Source organism: Streptomyces sp. NPDC107528 (assembly GCF_055639295.1).
Genome location: NZ_JBVKAV010000010.1, coordinates 169,772 through 188,709 on the forward strand (window position 1 = coordinate 169,772; position 18,938 = coordinate 188,709).

Here is an 18,938-nt window from a genome sequence, read left to right on the forward strand (position 1 = left end):
GGTGAGGGCCATTGACATGACACGGGAGGAAGCTTCACGATCCGTCTTACTGACTGTATCGCCAGTCAGTAGATACCTCCGGTCCTCCGGTCTTCTTCGAACGAGGAGTCGAGACTCATGACCGACCCGCCCGCCGGCGGCACCCCGCGTTCCTCACTCGCCGTGTTCCGTGACCCGGCGTCCGTGGCCGTCGTCGGGGCCTCGTCGAACCCGGCCAAATGGGGCCACTGGCTCGCCCGCGGCGCCCTCGCGGGCCGCGACCGGCGATCCGTGCACCTCGTCACGCGCGGCGGCGGCGACGTCCTGGGCATGCCGACCGCGCCCACGCTCGCGGCGCTGCCCGAGGTGCCGGACCTCGTCGCCGTGTGCGTCCCGGCCCCGCACGTCGGCCCCGTGATCGACGAGGCCCTCGGCCTCGGCGTCCGCGGTTTCCTCGGCATCACCGCCGGCGTCCCCGACGCGGCCGCCCTGGCCGCGCGCATCACCGCCGCCGGGGCAAGGATCATCGGCCCGAGCAGCCTCGGCCTGTACGACGCCGAGACCCAACTGCACATCGCCTGGGGAGACTTCCAGCCCGGGAGGCTGGCCATCGTCTCCCAGAGCGGCCAGGTCGGCAGCGAACTCGCCCAGCTGGCGCAGCGCGCCGGGCTCGGCATCTCCCGCTTCGTCTCCGTCGGCAGCCAACTGGACGTCACCATGGCGGACCTGCTCGACGACCTCGCCGACCACGCCGCCACATCCGTCGTCGCCCTGTACGCCGAGGGCTTCGACGACGGAGAGCGCGTCTTCGCCGCCGTACGACGGCTGCGCCGGGCGGGCAAGCCGGTGCTCGTGCTGAGCGCCGGGGACAGCGAGGCCGGCGCCCGCGCCGCCCGCTCCCACACCAGCGCCCTCACCTCCCCGGCGGAGCTGGTCGACGCGGCCTGCCGCGCCGCCGGAGCCCTGCGCGTGCCCACTCCCGCCGCGCTGGTCGACGTGGCCGCCTGCCTCGCCGCGGGCACGCCGCCCCGGGGCCGGCGCATCGCCGTGCTCAGTGACAGTGGCGGCCAGGGCGCACTGGCCGCCGACTGCGCCCACCGTGACGGCCTCACCGTCCCGCGGCTGAGTGCCGCACTCGCCGGTGAGATCGCCGCCCTGCTGCCCAAGACCGCCGCCACCGACAACCCGGTCGACCTCGCCGGTGCGGGGGAGCAGGACCTGGCCAGCTACACCGCCGTAGCCCGCGCCCTGCTGCGCTCCGGCGAGGTCGACAGTGTCCTGATGTCGGGTTACTTCGGCCGCTACGGGCTCGACAGCGCCGCCCTCGCCGGAGCCGAGCAGGACGAGGCCGCCGCCCTGGCCGCGCTGCCGGACACCTACGGGCGGGCACTCGTGGTGCACTCCATGGGCGCCGACGGCGAGGCCGCGGACCTGCTGCGCGACCTCGGTGTACCCGTGTTCCCCACCGTCGGCGCCGCCTCGGGAGCCCTGTCCGGCGCCGTCGAACTGGACGCCCGGCCGGTGCGGGAGTCCTCTCCCCGCGCCCCCGACATCTGCGCCCCCGCCGGTTTCTGGGAGACCCGGGCCGATCTGCTCGGCGCCGGCATCGTCTTCCCCGAGGCGCGCCGGGTGCAGGACCGGGCGCAACTGCTCGGCGCGTTCGCCGAGTTGAGACCGCCCTTTGTGCTGAAGGCGCCCTGGCTCGAGCACAAGACCGAGGCGGGCGGGGTCCGTATCGGCCTTGTCGACGCCGGCGCGGCGACCGCGGCATTCGACGAGATGCGCGGGCGCCTCGGTGAGGGCACCTACCTGCTGGAGGAGCAGGACGTCCGCCCCGATGTCACCGAGCTGATCGTCGGCGCCCGCCGCGCGCCCGGGCTCGGCCCGGTCGTCACCGTAGGCGCGGGCGGCACCCGGGCCGAGGTGCACCGCGACACCGTCACCGAATGCGCGCCCGTCTCCCCGGAACAGGCCCGCGCGATGATCCTCCGCTTGCGCTGCGCCCCTCTGCTCACCGGCTGGCGCGGAGCGCCCCCGGCCGACCTGGACTCCCTGGTGCACGCCGTGGTGGCGGTCTCCCGCCTCATCGCCCGGTACCGGGGCGACCGGATCGAACTGGAGATCAACCCGCTGCGGGTCGGTCCCGACGGAGCCGTCGCCGTCGACGCGCTGCTGCTCGCCCCGGCCGACGGCCCGGGCCACGACACACAGGGAGAGACATGAACGACGGGACACATCCGCAGGAGTTCGCCGGACGGGTGGCCCTGGTCACCGGCGGCGGCTCGGGCATCGGCCGGGCCGTCGCCCGGCGCTGGGCCGCGGGCGGCGGGCACGTCACCGTGCTGGGCCGCCGCGAGGACGCGCTGAACGAGACCGTGAAACTGATCGAGGCCGACGGCGGCAGCGCCGACGCCGTCACCTGCGACGTCCGTGACGCCGCCGCCGTCGAGACGGCCGTGGACGCGGTGGCGGAACGGCACGGGCGGCTCGACGCCCTGGTCAACAACGCCGCCGGCAACTTCGTCGTGCCCGGCGAGAAGCTCTCCCCGGGCGGCTGGAAGGCCGTCATCGACATCGTGCTCAACGGCACCTTTCACTGCACCCGGGCCGCCGCCCGCCACATGCTCGACCAGGGCGGCGGCGCCGTCCTCAACGTCATCGCCAGCTACGCCTGGCACGGTCACCCCGGCACCGTGCACAGCGCCGCCGCGAAGGCCGGCGTGCTCGCCATGACTCGCACCCTCGCGGTGGAATGGGCCGCGCGCGGCGTCCGGCTGAACTGCCTGGCCCCCGGCCCGACCGAGACCGAGGGCGCCTCGGCCGCGCTGTGGCCCACCGAGGACGCCCGCGCCCGCGTCCTCGCCAGCGTGCCCGCCGCCCGCTTCACCACCCCCGAAGAAGTGGCCGGGACCGCCGCGTTCCTGCTCGGCGACGGCGCCGCCTACATCACCGGCGAGGTGCTCACCGTCGACGGCGGGCAGTGGCTCGGCAAGCCCGTCTACACCGACCCGGGGGCCGGGGCATGACCGAGAAGCTCACCGGCGGCGAGGCGCTCGTCGCGGCCCTGCGCGCCCACGGCACGGACACCGTCTTCGGTATCCCCGGCACCCACAACCTGCCCGTCTACGCCGCCCTTTCCCGGTACGGCATCCGCAATGTCACGCCCCGGCACGAGCAGGGCGCCGGCTTCGCCGCCGACGGCTGGGCCCGCGCCTCGGGGCGGCCCGGTGTCTGCCTGACCACCACCGGGCCGGCCCTGCTCAACGCCGCCACCGCCGCGGCACAGGCCTACTCCGACTCCGTGCCCGTGCTGTTCCTCTCCCCCGGCCTGCCGCTGCGCCACCCCGGGCGGGGCAACGGTTACCTGCACGAGGTGAAGGACCAGCGGGGCGCGCTGGACGCCGTCGTCGCCTACAGCCACCGCGTCACCGCCGTCGAGGAGATCCCGGTCGCGGTCGCCCGGGCGTTCGCCGCGATGACCACCGGGCGGCCCCGCCCCGTGCATCTGGAGATCCCCCTGGACCTGCTCGACGAGCAGGCCGAGGTCACGCTCGCCGAGCCGGTCACGGTGCCGCACCTCGCCCCGTCCCTGCCGAAGGTCAGGGCCGCCGCCCGGATCCTCGCCGACGCGGTGCGGCCGGTCGTCGTCGCGGGCGGCGGCAGCAACGACGCCGCCGGGGAACTGCGCGTCCTGGCCGAACGGCTGGGCGCGCCCGTCGTCACCACCGCCAACGGCAAGGGCGTCCTGCCCGACGACCACCCGCTGGCCGTCGGTGCCGGACTGCACCACCGGGCCGTGCACGACCTGGTGCGCGACAGCGACGCCGTGATCGCGGTGGGCACCGAACTCGCCCCCAGCGACCTCTGGTTCGGGCCACTCGACATCCCCGGCCCGCTGATCCGGATCGACGCCGACGCGGAGGCCGTCACCGCCAACGCCCTGCCCGACGTCGCACTCGTCGCAGACGCCGCCCTCGCCCTCGGCTCGCTCCTGGAGCACCTGATCCGCCCTGGTGCACCGGCCCCGGGCGCCGAGCGCGCCGCGCGGGCCCGCGAGCACCACCGGGAGCAGGCCCGCGCCGAAGGCGCCGCCCACCTGGGGCTGACCCGGGCACTGGCGACGGCTCTGGGGCGCGAGGGCGTCCTGGCCGGCGACTCCACCATGGCCTGCTACTACGGCGCCCTGTCCAACCTGCCCGGCTACATGCCCCGTTCGTTCCTCTACCCGACGGGCCTGGGCACCCTCGGCTACGGGCTGCCCGCCGCCATCGGGGCCAAGCTGGCCCGCCCCGAGGTGCCCGTGATCGCCCTGCACGGCGACGGCGGAGTGATGTTCACCGTGCAGGAACTGGCCGCCGCGGCACAGCTGAAGCTGCCGCTGCCCGTGGTCGTCGTGGACAACGGCGGCTACGGCGAGATACGCGACGAGATGACCGCCCGCGGCGACGCCGTCCACGCCGTGGACCTGCCGCCGGTCGACTTCGCCCTCGTGGCCCGCGCCATGGGCTGCCACGGCGTGCGCGCCGAAGACGAGGAACAGTTGGTCCGCGCGCTCGGCGCGGCCCTCGCGGCGGACCGGCCCACCCTGATCCACCTTCCCGAAGCCGCCGGCTGAGACAGGAGCACCAGCATGAACGCACTGACCGAACCCTGGCCGCTCACCGACGAGCAGCGCGCCGTCGTGGACCTGTGCCGGGACTTCGCACGCAACGAGATCCGGCCGCGCGGCCGCGAGGTGGACGAGGCGGACGTCGAGACGCCCGTCGGCCTGTGGCGCGAGGCCGCGAAGGTCGGCATCACCGACTTCATGCTCCCCGAGGACCTGGGCGGCGGCGGTTTCACCGACGTCTTCACCCAGTGCCTGGTGCAGGAGGAGCTCTGCTTCGGCGACCCCGGCATCGGCAATCTGCTCTGCTCGAACGGATTCTTCGCCGATCCGCTGCTGGCCCTCGGCACCGAGGAGCAGAAGCAGCGCTGGCTGGGACCCCTGGTCGGCCCGGACGCGCCCATGACGTCACTGGCCACCACCGAACCGGGCTCCGGGTCCGACGCCGCCTCCATCACCACCACCGCGAAGAAGGTGGAGGGCGGCTATCTCCTGAACGGGCAGAAGGCGTGGATCTCCAACGCCGGCGCCGCCCGGTTCTACGTCGTCTTCGCCAAGACCGATCCCACCCTGCGCTCCCGGGGCGTCAGTGCCTTCCTGCTGCGCTCCGGCACCGACGGGCTGAGCGTCGGCGAACCCATGCGGAAGATGGGCCAGCGCGCCATCGTCTGCCGCGAGGTGTTCCTCAGCGATGTCTTCGTCCCCGAGGAGGACCGGCTCGGCGCGGAGGGAGAGGGCTTCACCGGGCTGATGCGCACCTTCGACATCTCCCGGATCGTGCTGGGCGCCGCCGCCGTCGGCGCGGCCCGCGCCGCCTACGAGTACGCCCGTGACTACGCCCGCACCCGGGAGCAGTTCGGCAAGCCGATCATCGAGCACCAGGCCGTCGCCTTCCGCCTGGCCGACATGGCCAACCGTATCCACGCCGCGCGACTTCAGGTCCTGCACGCCGCGCGGGTCGTCGACGCGGGCGGGGACGTGACCGGACTGGCCGCCATGGCCAAGCTGACGGCGTCGGAGGCGGCCATGTTCTGCACCTGGGCCGGACTCCAGACCATGGGCGGCTGGGGCTACTCGCGCGAGTACCCCATGGAGCAGTGGATGCGGGACGCGAAGCTGGAGGAGATCGAGGAGGGCACCTCCGACATCATGCGGCTCGTCATCTCCCGCAATCTTCCCTGAGCCGGGGGCAACCGCTCGGTCACCGTGAGCAGTTGCCGCCGGGCGCCCTCCTCGCTGATCAGACACGTCACCGCCTGCGTACTGGGCGGTGTCGCGTTGTCCGAGCAGAGGAGGGACCGCATGCGTGCGGACACCCCGCCGGCGCCCCCGGGGCCCCGGTCCGACGAACCGTCGGGACCCGCGGGGCCGCGCACGGCGTCCTCGGACCACGGCTCCGCCCCGGCCGTCGAGGCCGCCCTCCTGCTCCTGAAGGACGGGCACCTCGCCTCATGGACGGACGCGGACCCCTCGGCGCCGGGGCGGCCGGCACCGAGGGGCCTCGACCTGTGGCTGCGTACGGCCCCGTACCGGCCCCTCACGACCTCGCAGCCCGAATCCGGCGAGGTGCGGCTGCCCCGGCCCTACCGGCGGCTCGTCCAGTGCCTGGCGGTGCTCGGCGAGGAGGCCCCGCTCCAGTGGCTCGGCGAACTCGTCGAGCGCGTACCGGAGGTGGCGACGATCGTCGAGGCCGCCGCGGAGGCCGGACTGGTCGTCTGGCACCCCGGTGAGGGCCGGGTGTCGGCGGCCGGGCCGATGCGGCCCCTGGTCATCGCCACGATGAGCGCCTCGGAGACCTGCTTCGCCCACCGCTGGGCCGCCCGGCACGCCCAGGGCGCCGCCGCCCTGCTGCACCGCGCGGCGGCCGCCTGCGGACCCGACGAGGATCTGGCCCGGCAACTGGACGCGCAGGCGCGGCGGCTGGCGGCCGGCGGCCGGTCCGGGCAGGCCGCCGAGCTCGCGCGGCGTGCCGCGGATGTGTCGGACGGCGCCGGTCCGGCCGCCCGCCGGACGGCCGACGCGGCCGAGTACGCACTGCGCGCCCACGACCTCGCCCACGCCCGCCGGGCGCTCGCGCGGCTGGAACCCGACGCCGCCCCCGCCCGGCACCGCGCCCTGGCCGGCCGCCTCGCCGTTCTGGAGGGCCGGTTCGGCGAGGGCGCGGCCCGGCTGGGCGAGGCGTGCCGGGAGCTCCGGCCGGCCGACGGCCCTGCCCCGGCGGGCCTGGAGGCCGCGGCCGTGTGGGCCGTCGAGGCCCGGTGGCTGGCCGGCACTCCCGTGACGGAACTGCGGGAGTCGCTCGCCCGCTGGGACCCCCCGCACTCCGGTGATCCGTACTGGGAGGGCGAACGGCGTTGCCTGGACGCCGTACTGACCGCCGCCGCGGAGGGGCCCGCCCAGGGGCTGGCCGTGCTGACCGCCGGTGCGCCGTCCCCGCTGCGCCGCACCGCGCAGACGCGGGGGCGGGCAGCCGTCACCGAGGCGTGGCTGCGGCTGGAGAACGGCGACCCCGAGGGCAGCGAGGCGGCGGTACGTACTGCCCTCGGGGCCGCCCCGCCCGCCGCGGGCGAGCAGGTCAGGGAGATGGCCCTGACCGTGCGCGGCCATGCCCTGTGGCTGCGCGGCGCATGGGGCGCGGCCGAGGCGAGCGGCCGGATCGTCGCCCGGTCGGCCGTCCCGCTGTGGCGGTCGCGGGGACAGGAACTGCTCGACCTGGTTGCGGCGGCCCGCGGCGACGCGGTGTCACAGTCCGGGGCAGGCGGGCAGGAGCCGGCGGAGCCGTCCGCGCCGGGCGCCGCCGCGCGGCTGTTCCACGCGCTCGTCACCGACGAGACCGCCGGAGGCACCCGCACCGCAGCCCTCCTCAGGGCCGGCGAACACCGTCTCGGGCTTGACGTGCTCTCCGGCCCGTTGCTGCCCTGGCGCAAGGCGGAGCTGGCCCGCGCCGCGGTCACCGCCGGGGACGGCGCACTCGCCGCCGCACTCCTGGACTCCCTGCGCTGCGAGGCGGCCGGCCTGCCGCCGTGGGTGCGCGCCTGCGCGTCCTGGGTGGAGGCCCGCGCCACGGCCCTGACCGGCTCCCGCGAGGCCACCGCCCGGCTCTACGCACAAGCCGACGAGGCCGCCGTGTCCTTCGAGGCGGCGGCCCCCTGGTACTACGCCCGATACCAGGCGGACCACGCCGAGTTCCTCGCGGCGGCGGGCCGCCGCCGCGACGCGGTCGACCGCTACCGCGCGGCCTGGACGGTCGCCGGGCGGATCGGCGCCGAGCCGCTGCGCCTGCGGTGCGCCGCCGGGCTGCGCGCCCTGCGCATGCCGGGCCGGACCGAGCCGTTCGCGCTCACCGCCCGGGAGACGGAGGTGGCCCGCCTCGTCAGCGGCGGCCTGACCAACCGCGAGGCAGCGGCCCGCCTGTTCGTCACACCCGCGTCGGTCGGCTTCCACCTCGGCAACATCTACGGCAAGCTCGGCATCCGCTCCCGCTACGAACTGCGCCGCTGGTGGGCGGGCCACCACGAGGACTGAACCCGCGCGCCCGCCCCGGGGCGAACACACCCCGGGACGGGCGCGGGACCGGCGTCCAGCGGAACATCAGCCCCGGGAGACGAACTCCCAGTCGCCCTGCGGCACCCGGTAGACCACGAAGCCGTTGTCCAGCCGGACGCGCTCGGCGTCGTCGTGGGCCGTCACCCTGGTCCGGCCGGATGTGGGGACGTGGACCTCGGCGGTGGAGCCGACCGGGACGCGCACCGACAGCCGGAGCGTGCCGTTCTCCGCCTTCCAGGAGACGGCGATCTCGCCCCGCACGGTCCGCAGGGAGGTGCGTGCCCAGTCCACCCCGTCCCGTGCGTCGGGGCGGACGGTGAAGGTGCGGTAGCCGTCCTGGCCCTGCCGCAGTCCCGCCACGTTCTGGTGGAGCCAGTCGACGACCGTGCCCTTGAAGAAGTGGTTCTGGGAGCGGTTCCTGTCGACCTCCCAGTACTCCCACATGGTGTCGGCGCCGCCGTTGTCGAACCAGTTGCCCCAGCTGGGGTAGGCGGTCTGGGTGGCCACCTTGTGGGCGACGTCGGCATGGCCGTGCGCGGTGAGCTGCGGAAGCAGGACGCTGGTCCCGAGCACGCCCGTGTTCAGGGTGTTGGGCGCCCTCTTGACCCCGGACGCGGGCGGCGACGTGACGTCCTGGACGAGTGCGGCGACCACCTTGGGCACCGAGTCGTCCGGAACCAGGCCGAACGCCAGCGGGATGCAGTTGTTGGTCTGCTCGTAGCCCCGGTCCCCGGCGGTGCGGTACTGCCCGGCGGAGGTGAGGAACCTGTCGTTGAACGCCGTCCTGATCTCCGCGGCCGCCGCCCGCAGCCGGGTGCCCTCCGCCTTCTCCCCGATGGTGTCGGCCAGTTCGGCGACGGCTGTCAGGGAGCGGTGGACGTAGGCGGTGCCCGTCAGGGTCCTCGACTCCTCCGACGTCTCGAAGTACGGGCCGGGCGCGAGATAGTCGCCCAGGGTCGAGCCGATCAGGCCGTCCTTCCTGCGGCCGAGCTCGAAGTCCAGGTAGCGCACCACGGGGCGGAAGTGCTCCCGGACCAGGCGCTCGTCGCCGTACGCCCGGTGCATCTCCCACAGCAGCAGCGGGTACACCGTGGTCCACTCCGGCGCCGGGTTGTAGGAGGGGGTGAAGCCCCATCCGCCGTTCGGCACGATGGACGGGACACGCCCGGCCTCGTCCTGGCTGTCGCGCAGATCGCGCAGCCACTTGGTGAAGAAGCGCCGCATGTCGAAGGAGTGGAGCATCGCGGGCACGGCGACGTTCGCGTCGCCGGTCCAGCCGTTCTTCTCGTAGGTCGGCGTGTCGGTGGGGATGCCGTGCAGATTGTTGGCCAGCGTGCGCCGCATCGCCTTGTCCATCTGGACGTAACGGTCCAGCGAGCAGTCGAACTCGCCCGCCTCCCGCAGGGCGCTGTGGACCAGACGCCCCTCCACCTGCCCCGGCCCGGGCGGCCCGGGCAGGCCCGAGACCTCCACGTAGCGGAAGCCCTTGTAGCTGAATCTGGGCTCCCACACCTCGTCCTCGCCGGTGCCGGCGCACACGTACTCGTCGGTCTGGAAGCGGCCGGGCGTGAAGCCGCTGGTGGCGACGACCCGGCCGTTCGCGAGCTTCTCGCCGTGGGCGAGTGTCACCTTGGTGCCCGCCGCGGCGCGCACGGTGAGGCGGCACCAGCCGGACATGGTCTGCTCCATGTCCAGCAGATAGACGCCGTCGGCCACCTCCCTCACGAGCTTGGGCCGCACCGTGTCGATGATCTCGATCGGCTCGTGCGTTTGGGGGCGCAGCTCGCCCTTGGGCGCCTCCCGCCGCAGCGCGGGGCTCCAGGCGCGGTCGTCGAAGCCGGGCTCCGTCCAGCCCGCGGGCTCCTCACGGGCGTCGTAGGTCTCGCCCGCGTAGAGGGAGTTGGAGCGGGTGGGCCCGTCCGTGATGCGCCAGTCCTCGTCGGTCGCCACGGTCGTGACCGTGCCGTCGGTGTGCCGGATCTCCAGCTGGGCGATCAGCCGGGGCTCGCCGGACCAGTAGGCGTTGCCCCAGTCCCAGGCGTTGGGGGTGAGCAGTCCGTAGAAGCCCCGCCCGAGGCTCACACCGATCGCGTTGCGACCGCGCCGGACGTCGTCCGTGACGTCGTGCACGGAGTACAGCACCGTCTCGTCGTAGGCGGTGAAGCCGGGGTCGAGGACCTGCTTGCCCACGCGTCTGCCGTTGATCTCGGCCTCGTAGTAGGCGAGACCGCTGATGTAGAGGCGGGCGCGATCCACCTTCTTGGTGACGGCGAACTCGCGGCGCAGCAGCGGCGCGGGGGTTTCCTCGGCCAGGGGCAGTCCCGCCCCGCGGGTCCAGGGGCCCTCGCCGTAAGGGGCGACGACGGTGGCCTGCGCCCAGCCGCTGTCGTCGAACGCCGGTGTGTTCCAGCCCTGTTCCTCCCGCTCGGAGACCCTCCAGTCGTCGCCGGTGACGAACTCGGCCGTCCGGGCGCCGGTTTCGTCCTCGACCAGCAGCCGGACCAGGAGCCCGGCCGGGTTGTTGCCGCGGTTGGTGGCGACGGCGGCGAGCTGCACCCGGCTTCCCGCCGTGAGCCGCTCGGTGATGTCGGCGAACTTGCCGTCCTTCCATGCGTCGGGCTGCTGCGGCTGGTGGGCGATCCGCTCGCCGTCGAGATACAGGGTGAAGTCGTCGTCCGCGGTCACCACGACGCCCGCCTTGGCCACCTGGGCACCCTCGGGCAGCGTGAAGGAGCCGCGGAACCAACGCGGCCCGACCGGGGCGCTGTTCACCGTGGCACCGGCGGACCAGATCCAGGACGCGCCGTCGAACGGGGGGAGCCGGACGGCCCCGGCCGGGCCGATCCACTGCCCCTGCCAGCCGTCCTCCGGCAGGGCCGTCTCCCACCAACGCACCGGGCTCCAGGCCGACGGGCGGCCCTTGTCGTCCCAGACCCGCACCTGCCAGTGGTACCGGGTACGAGGCTTCAGCGCGGGACCGTCGTAGACGACGCCGACGGACCGGCCGGACCTGACGCGGCCGGAATCCCACACCGGACGCCGGGAGAGGCCGGACACCGAGTAGGCCGTACGGATCTGGTAGGCGGTCTGTTCGGCGCCGCGCCGTCCCTCGGCCGACAACTCCCAGGAGAAACGGGGCCGGGTGACATCACAGCCCAGCAGGGTCTCGGCGTGCTCGACACTGGTGCGCCGGACCCGCAGGGGCGCCCGGGAACCCTCCCGGTCGTCGTCGTGTTCGTCGTGGTCGCGCGCCTGGGCCGGCACGGTGCCGAGGGCAAGGGCCGCGGCGGTGGCCCCGGCGGCGACGGCGGTGGTGCTGAGGAAACTTCTTCGGTTCCAGTCTTCGGACATCGTGTTCCCTTGTGCGGCGACGAGGAGCACGGGGGTGTGAGTGGGGGGAGCCTGCGACCGAAACGGCAGGTTGAATCGTTTCACCCCGGTGTAGGGCGGCGATCGTAAGCAGCCTTCGGGAAAGGCGGCAAGGGCCCGTGACGGCGGGACGGCGCGAGAACGCGCAAGGCCGGTGCGCATTGTGTTCCGGCGCCGCATGCCGGCAGGAGCGGGGAACGCGGGCCCACCGCTGACTCGGGGCCGACCGGCCCGGGCGGTCCGACTCCGTTCCGGCCGGGTAATGCCCAGCCCGCGTGAGCAGTTCACCGTGGATCCGGGGTCGCGATCCCGGCGGCAGCCGCGCCCCGCGGAAAGGGCTTGCGCCCCGTTCCGTGATCCGCTTGCATGGCCGGGCCCCTGTCCGCACCGCGGAGGGGGACGCGCGGTGGCGCCGGGCCGGAGTCGCCCTGCACACCGGCCCCGGCGCCATGTGACGCCGCCCCGCCGGGGGTTCGAAGCCGCACCCCCGACGCCGTACGCATCCCGCCCGTACCTCCCGAAGAGGAGCCCCATGCCGCAGACCCGCCAGGCCGACGGACCCGCGGACCGCACGACCCGCACGGTGCTGCCCGCACCCCGGACGCCCTCCCCGCGCGACGCGCCGGTCCTGCACTGGGGAGTGATCGCCCCGGGCGGTATCGCCGCGTCGTTCGTCGGGGCGCTGCGCGCGCACACCGAGCAGCGCATCGTGGCGGTCGGCTCACGCGACGCCGGGCGGGCACGCGCCTTCGCCGACCGGTTCGGGATACCGGCGGCCTACGGCAGCTACGCCGAGGTCCTCGACGACGTGCGTGTCGACATCGTGTACATCGCCTCACCGCACTCCGAGCACTACGCCCAGGCCCTGCAGGCGGTCGAGGCCGGCAAGCACGTCCTGGTGGAGAAGGCCTTCACCCGCAACGCGCGTGAGGCCGAGCAGCTCATCGAGGCCGCCCGCGCCAAGGGCGTGTTCTGCATGGAGGCGATGTGGACGCGCTTCCTGCCGCACATCGACGTCGTCCGCCAGGTTCTCGACCTCGGACTGCTGGGCGAGGTGCGCACGGTGACCGCCGACCACGGCCAGTTCATGGACCCGGCCACCGCCCACCGGCTGTTCGCACCCGAACTGGCCGGCGGGGCCCTGCTGGACCTCGGCGTCTACCCGGTCTCCTTCGCGTCCATGGTGCTGGGCCCGTTCGCCTCGCTCACCACCGTCGGGGACACCACCCCCACCGGCGTCGACGGGCAGGCGTCGGTCGTCGTCACCAACGACGCCGGTGCGCACGGCGTGCTCAACACCTCCCTCCACGCCCGCACCCCGACCACCGCCTCGATCTCGGGCACGCGTGCCCGGCTGGAGATCGAGGGCGCCTTCTACGCGCCGGCGACGGTCCGCCTGATCGGGCGGTCGAACGAACTGCTCGGCTATCACGTGCCCGCCCAGCGCGAGGGAGGCCTGTGCTACGAGGCCGCCGAGGCCGCCCGGTGCGTGGCCGCCGGCAAGTCGGAGTCGGACCTCATGCCGCTCGACGAGACGCTGCGCGTGATGCGAGCCCTCGACCGGATCCGCGCCGACCTGGGCGTGACGTTCCCCGGCGAGTGACCCGGCGCCTCCCACCCGGCGAGAGCCACCGTCCCCCCACCCCCGAGGAGCGGTACCCCTCATGACCACGAACCACATCAAGGGCCGGAGCGTCCTGTTCATCGGCGGCACCGGGGTGATCAGCTCGGCCTGCGCCGCGCGCGCCGCCGAACTCGGCGCCGATGTGCACCTGCTCAACCGGAGCGTCTCCGCCGCGCGGCCCGTGCCCGAGGGCGCCACCGTGATCACGGCCGACGTCCGTGACGGCGCCGGGGTGCGCGCGGCCCTGGGCGGCCGGGAGTTCGACGTCGTCGTCGACTTCCTGGGCTTCACGACCGAGCAGGTCGCACTGTCCGTCGACCTGTTCGCCGGGCGCACCGGCCAGTACGTGTTCATCGCAACGGCCGCCGCCTATCAGAGGCCGCCCGCCCGGCTGCCGGTCCCCGAGACGGCGCGGCTGCACAACCCGCACTCCGCCTACGCCCGGAACAAGATCGCCTGCGAGGAACTGCTCGCCCGGGCCCACCGGGAGCAGGACCTACCCGTCACCGTCGTACGGCCCTCCCACACCTACGACCGCACCGCCGTGCCCTTCGACGGCGGCTGGACGGCGGTGGAGCGGATGCGGCGGGGCAAGGAGGTGATGGTCCACGGCGACGGCACCTCACTGTGGACCCTGACCCACCACACCGACTTCGCGCTGGGCTTCACCGGGCTCCTCGGCAACCCCGGGGCGCTGGGGGAGACCTTCCACATCACCGGTGACGAGGTGCTGAGCTGGGACGAGATCTACCGGATCGTGGCCGGGGCCGCCGGAGTGGCCGAGCCGAGGCTGGTCCATGTGCCCTCCGACGCGATCGCCGCCGCCGACCCGGCCTGGGGGGAGGACCTCCTGGGAGACAAGGCCCACTCGATGGTGTTCGACAACACCGGAATCCGCAGGCTGGTGCCCGAGTTCACGGCGTCCGTGCCGTTCGCGCAGGGCGCCCGGGAGATCGTCGCCTGGTACGACGAGGACCCCGCCCGGCGAGTCGTGGACACCCGGCGCGAGGCGATCATGGAGCGGCTGATCGAGGCGCACCGGCCGCGTTAGCGGACCGGTGCGTCCCGGCGTGCCGGGCCGGGGGCGTCCGGGCAGGTCACACCCGGACGCCCCCGGTTTCAGCGGGTGGTGAGGAGGAGCCGGCTGGAGCCGTCGGGCAGTCCGGCGATGCCGACCTGGTCTCCCGCGAACGCCTTGGCGCCCCTGATGCCTGCGACGGGACGGAACGGCGTCCAGTCACCGCCGCTGTGGCGGACGGCGTGATGGACATTGCCGTCGAGTCCCACGGCGGCGACCTGGCTGTCACCGTTCGGCAGGCCGGTGATCGACACGGCCGTGGCGCTCATGGTGGCGGTGTTCACCCCGGCGGGTGCTCCCCAGCCGGTCCAGGTGCCGTCGGCGCGGTGAATGGTGTGCCAGATGTTGCCGTCGTTGCCGATGGCGGCGATCTGGGCATCACCGTTGGGCAGGGCGGCGACGGACAGGGCCGGGCCGGCGAAGTCGGGTGCGTTGACGCCCGCGACCTTCTGCCAGGGGCTCCAGTCGCCTCCGGCGGCGCGGGTGCTCAGGCGCATGGTGCCGTCGGCACCGTGGACGAGGACCTGGGTGGAGCCGTCGGGCATGCCGGCCGCGGCGACCCGGCCGGCCTTGACCAGCCCCTTGTCGGGGCCGGGCATCGCGGCCCAGCCCTGCCAGCTGCCGTCCGCGCGGCGGATGTTGTGGTAAGCGTGCCCGTCCTTGCCGACGGCCACGATCTGCGCGTCGCCACCCGGCATGCCGGTCAGGGCGACGTCCTGGGCGGCGAAGCCGAGGCTCCTGTTGTCGGCGGCCGGCAGCACGTTCCAGCCCTGCCAACTGCCGTTCGCATGACAGATGTTGTGCCAGATGTTGCCGTCGAGGCCGACACCGAGGACCTGGATGCCGCCGTCCGGCATCGCACCGACCGCCTGCCGCTGCCCGGCGAAGCGGAACGACTCCCCGGCGCCGCGCAGGGCGCTCGGCGCGCTCCAGCTGCCGTCGGCCCCGCGGCCGGTGTCGTAGAAGGTGTGCGAGCTGATCCGCTGCGGGAGGTTTTTGGAGATGATCTCCCGCTGAAGTTCTCCGGCGGCCACCCCGCCCCGGTTCTGGTTGACGTCGTCGGTCATGACGATGTTCATGTTGTCGGTGACGTCGGTGTGGTTCCAGGCGGTGCGCAGCCTGTTCAGCACCTGCTTGTTGAGCTCGTTCTCCATGGCGATGAGGTAGTTCTCGGCCTCCCAGCCGGAGACGATGCCGAGCTTCTCCAGGATCTGCATGAGGGCGGCGTCGGGTATGGAATGGGTCGGGTCGACGATGGCCTGCTGGACGAAGAACTTCTTCTCGGCTCCCGGCTTCGGCGCCCTGGCGAGGACCTCGTCGCCGCGCCGGAGCACGGCGTCGTAGGTCTTCTGCCGCAGCTTGGGGTCGAGGGCCGCCTTGAGGATGTCCTGCCAGTCACCGCTGACGCCGACATAACTGCCGCGGTAGTCCTGCACATCGGGCTGCCGCCATGCCCACGGGTAGGAGGTGCTGTCGGTGTCGTCGACGACAACCACGTGCTTCCCCGCGGCCATGAAGTCGTCGTACGTGGAAGTGGGGGTCAGGGAGCCGTCCGCGATCGCGGGGTTGTCGAGGCGGCCGCCGCCGACCATGCCGCCCAGTTCGGCGACGGCCGCGCGGCTGTCCTCCTTGAGGGTCGCGGCCGGGCCGGTGGTCTTCACCCGCAGGATGACGATCTCCTTGGGGTGGCGGTTGATCCAGTCGGCGAGTTCCCGCGCCTCGCCGGGGACGATGCCGCCCTGCGCGCCACCGTGCGCGTCGAAGAACTGCCGGCCCAGGGGGCCTCCGTGGTACGAGTACCAGCGGTCGCCCTGCTTGCACAGGCGCAGGTCCAGATAGCGCGACCCGCCCTCGAGCTGCTGCACGAGCGAACCGCTCTGCGTGCGTGACAGGCTGCTGGCCAGCTCCGGCCACTTGCGCGCGGTGTCCACCGTGTCACCGGCGTCGCACATGCCGCTGTCCGGGGTGATCCCGGCCGTCCCGGCGTCATGGCTGCCCGGTATCACGACCTGGTTCAACGGCCGGTCCCCGATGGTCGCCCCGAGCTGCTCCATCCACGCCCCCAGCCGGATGCCGCCCGGCTCCACCGCCGAGGTGCCGGCCGGCCCGGCGGACGCGGCAGGGGCGGCGGTGACGGGGGGCCCGGCGGGGGGCCCGGCGGGGGGCCCGGCGACGGCGGTACCGGACGTCAGCGCCGTGAGGGCGATCGCCGAGGTCCCGAGCACGAGTCTTCGGCGCACTGATCTGCTGCCCGCGTTCATACGTTGCTCCCTCCCATCCACGCTCACCCGGATCTCGGTGCGAGCGCTCCCAGAAGACGCCTGATCATCAGCAGCTCCTGACGCTCAGTCAATGACGCCGCGTCGAAGGTGATCCGGCCCTCTGCGGCCGGGGCCCGCCCGCATGCCCCCGAGGCACCCGGCGGGCCTGCGGCGCAGCACGTCGGACCGAGGCGGGCAGGGCTGCCGGACCCGGCCGGGAGGCCCTCACGCGCCTCACCAACTGCTCATGGCAGCCGAGCAGTTCGGAGGGTCGGGCCAGGACGCTCCCCGCGCCGCAGGGGCCCTGACCGTGCGAAAACTGGTCGACCGGTCTTTTCGTCGTGCGGGAACACACCGCCACCGCACCCGTCCGAAACTGGGCAGTGATCTCCGGGTGTGGCACGGTGGCCCGGACTTCGTCGTGATCCCCCGCACGGCGAAGTCCCCGGCCCACGGCGCCCGTTGCCGCCGACCGCGTCGGTCGGGTCAGCGGCCAGGACGTCGTGCGGCGGCGGGGTGACAGGAACGCGCGCGCGAGCCGGGGGACCCTCCTCGACGAGCGACCCCATTCCTCAGGAGAACGACGTGCCGCAGTTCGGGTGCCGGCTCCCCCACACCGCCGGCCCTCCCACCCCGCCCCTCCCCTCGCCGCCGGGCGAGACGGGACCGAGCGATGGCGACCTGGTGCGCGCGGCGCTCGTGCCGCCCGCCACCGCGGATCCGCTCGCCCGCGAGACGGCCGCCAGGGAACTGGCCGACCGCCACGATGCCGAGGTGACCGCCTACGCGACCCGGTGCACCACCACCACGGCCGCCGCCGAACTGCTGCGCACCTCCGCACAGCGCACGGCGGCACAGTCGTTCCTGCGCGACGACGAAACCGCATGGCGGCCCCACCTGCTGAACACGGTCCTGCACACCGCCGCCGCGTGGAGCGGCGCGGACGCCCGCCGCCACCTCGTCCCCGACCTGCTCACCTGGCTGGAAGGGGCCCGCGGGGAGATACCCGTCCCGGTGCCGGCGGACGACGACACGAGCGACGTCCCACTGCTCGTCGCGGCGTTCCGCCGGCTGCCCGGCAAGCTGCAGACCGTGCTCTGGCACGTCTTCGTCGAGGGGGAGGACCTCACACTGGCCGCGCGCTGCACCGGCAGCGGCACGGCCGTCGTGCGGCGGTGGACCGAGACCGTGGAGGACGAGTTCCGTGCCGTGTACGGGCGGTTGTACGAGGAGTCCGTGCCACCCCCGTGCCGTCCCTACAGCCGCCTGGTGCTGACGACGGCCCGTACGGGAGCCGACCGCCCGGTGCGGGGCGCCGGCGAACTGGCGGGACATGTGCAGGGCTGCGAGGGCTGCGCACGGGCGTTCCGCGATCTGTCGCTGCTCCACACGGGGCAGTGGGCGCCGCTGCTGGCCCAGGAACTGCTGCCCTGGGGCGGACGGCAGTACCGTCAGGAGCGCGCGGGGCGGCGGCTGCTGCCCGAGGTCCGTGCCGCCGCCGTTCCGCACAAGCCCCTTGCGTGGCGCGGCGAGCGTCGCCTGTGGTGGGCCGCCCTGGCCGTCGCGGCGGTGCTGGCCGCGACCGGAGCGGGACTGATGGCCACCGGCGCCCCGGACCCGGTGGCCACGACCCGTACGGCCCGGACCGGGGAGCACGGGGACAAGTGGAACCACTGGACCGGGTCCTCGCCCCCGCGGCCGGGTGACCTCACCGACATCCCGGCCTCCACCCCGCCGCCGAAGCCCGAACCCTCCCGGTCGTCCCGTGCGGGCGAGCCGTCCCCGCCGGGGAAACCCGCGCCGCCCGCCCGTCTGGACCTCGCGCAGGCGCAACTGCGCTGGGACTTCCGCACATGGGGGTCCCGTCCGAAGGACACCTCGTCCTTCGACCGGCCGGGCGAGTACCACGGCTATGTCGACTGGCGGCCGGACCGCGAAGGCTCCGTCTGGTTCGACGGCAAGAGCCATGTCCAAACCACCCGGGCCGTGCTGGACACCTCCCGCAGCTTCACGGTCTCGGCCTGGGCACGGCCGGTACCCGGCGGCGGGGCCCACACCGTCGCGGCCCAGGACGGAGCGAACGTCAGCGGGTTCCTCCTGCAGTACTCCGGCGACGACAACCGCTGGCGCATGACCATGGGCGACGCGGACTCCCCGGACGCGGCTCGCGACGAAGTCCGCTCCCTTGGCCCGCCCGCCCTGGACGGGTGGCAGCACCTCACCGCGGTGTACGACGCCGGGAAGCGGCAGCTGCGGCTGTATGTCAACGGCACGCTCCAGGGCACCGACAGCCACACCTCCGCGTGGCGGGCGAACGGCCCCTTCACGGTGGGACGTGGCCAGCGCGGCGGTGCCGGGGCCGATCTGTTCCAGGGCTACCTGGACGACGTACGGGTCTTCCAGGACGCCCTCGGCCCCTCGCAGATAGAGGACCTCGTCTCCGCCGGGCACAACCGCTGACCCGGCGCGGCGGCC

General features: G+C 74.0%; 10 protein-coding genes. 8 read left to right on the forward strand and 2 right to left on the reverse strand.

Translation table 11 applies throughout. The features are described from left to right. Window positions 1-117: 117 nt before the first annotated feature. The 5 genes from ACZ7L5_RS30195 (at window position 118) to ACZ7L5_RS30215 (ending at window position 8,110) form a co-directional block, all read left to right on the forward strand. Window positions 118-2,202, forward strand: a complete 2,085-nt coding sequence (locus ACZ7L5_RS30195; protein ID WP_471520497.1) for an acetate--CoA ligase family protein — start codon at window positions 118-120, stop codon at window positions 2,200-2,202. Further along, window positions 2,199-3,005: an SDR family oxidoreductase gene (locus tag ACZ7L5_RS30200; protein ID WP_471520499.1), complete on the forward strand. Its 807-nt coding sequence runs from the start codon at window positions 2,199-2,201 to the stop codon at window positions 3,003-3,005. Before ACZ7L5_RS30195 ends, ACZ7L5_RS30200 begins: the two co-directional genes overlap by 4 nt. Continuing rightward, window positions 3,002-4,594 carry a 5-guanidino-2-oxopentanoate decarboxylase gene (locus ACZ7L5_RS30205; RefSeq protein ID WP_471520501.1) on the forward strand — a complete coding sequence of 531 codons (1,593 nt, stop codon included), beginning with the start codon at window positions 3,002-3,004 and terminating at the stop codon, window positions 4,592-4,594. Before ACZ7L5_RS30200 ends, ACZ7L5_RS30205 begins: the two co-directional genes overlap by 4 nt. A gap of 15 nt (window positions 4,595-4,609) precedes the next feature. Next, window positions 4,610-5,767, forward strand: a complete 1,158-nt coding sequence (locus tag ACZ7L5_RS30210; protein ID WP_471520503.1) for an acyl-CoA dehydrogenase family protein — start codon at window positions 4,610-4,612, stop codon at window positions 5,765-5,767. A gap of 120 nt (window positions 5,768-5,887) precedes the next feature. Continuing rightward, on the forward strand, window positions 5,888-8,110 hold the full coding sequence (locus tag ACZ7L5_RS30215) for a LuxR C-terminal-related transcriptional regulator (RefSeq protein ID WP_471520505.1): 2,223 nt from the start codon (window positions 5,888-5,890) through the stop codon (window positions 8,108-8,110). Between the two features lie 66 nt (window positions 8,111-8,176). Here the strand turns inward: ACZ7L5_RS30215 and ACZ7L5_RS30220 are convergent, their stop codons facing one another. After that, window positions 8,177-11,482, reverse strand: coding sequence for a family 78 glycoside hydrolase catalytic domain (locus ACZ7L5_RS30220; protein WP_471520506.1), 3,306 nt, complete (start codon window positions 11,480-11,482; stop codon window positions 8,177-8,179). A 550-nt stretch (window positions 11,483-12,032) separates the two neighbouring features. Here ACZ7L5_RS30220 and ACZ7L5_RS30225 point away from each other — a divergent pair. Together ACZ7L5_RS30225 and ACZ7L5_RS30230 are read left to right on the forward strand one after the other, a co-directional pair. Continuing rightward, on the forward strand, window positions 12,033-13,103 hold the full coding sequence (locus tag ACZ7L5_RS30225) for a Gfo/Idh/MocA family protein (protein WP_471520508.1): 1,071 nt from the start codon (window positions 12,033-12,035) through the stop codon (window positions 13,101-13,103). Between the two features lie 61 nt (window positions 13,104-13,164). Then, window positions 13,165-14,175 carry an NAD-dependent epimerase/dehydratase family protein gene (locus tag ACZ7L5_RS30230; RefSeq protein ID WP_471520510.1) on the forward strand — a complete coding sequence of 337 codons (1,011 nt, stop codon included), beginning with the start codon at window positions 13,165-13,167 and terminating at the stop codon, window positions 14,173-14,175. A gap of 68 nt (window positions 14,176-14,243) precedes the next feature. Here ACZ7L5_RS30230 and ACZ7L5_RS30235 read toward each other — a convergent pair whose 3' ends face one another. Further along, complete coding sequence (locus ACZ7L5_RS30235; protein ID WP_471520512.1) at window positions 14,244-16,463, reverse strand: DUF8189 domain-containing protein; 2,220 nt, start codon at window positions 16,461-16,463, stop codon at window positions 14,244-14,246. A gap of 585 nt (window positions 16,464-17,048) precedes the next feature. Here ACZ7L5_RS30235 and ACZ7L5_RS30240 point away from each other — a divergent pair. Beyond that, window positions 17,049-18,923 (forward strand): LamG domain-containing protein, encoded by a 1,875-nt coding sequence (locus tag ACZ7L5_RS30240; protein ID WP_471520513.1) that lies wholly within the window; start codon window positions 17,049-17,051, stop codon window positions 18,921-18,923. The last annotated feature ends 15 nt before the right edge of the window (window positions 18,924-18,938 follow it).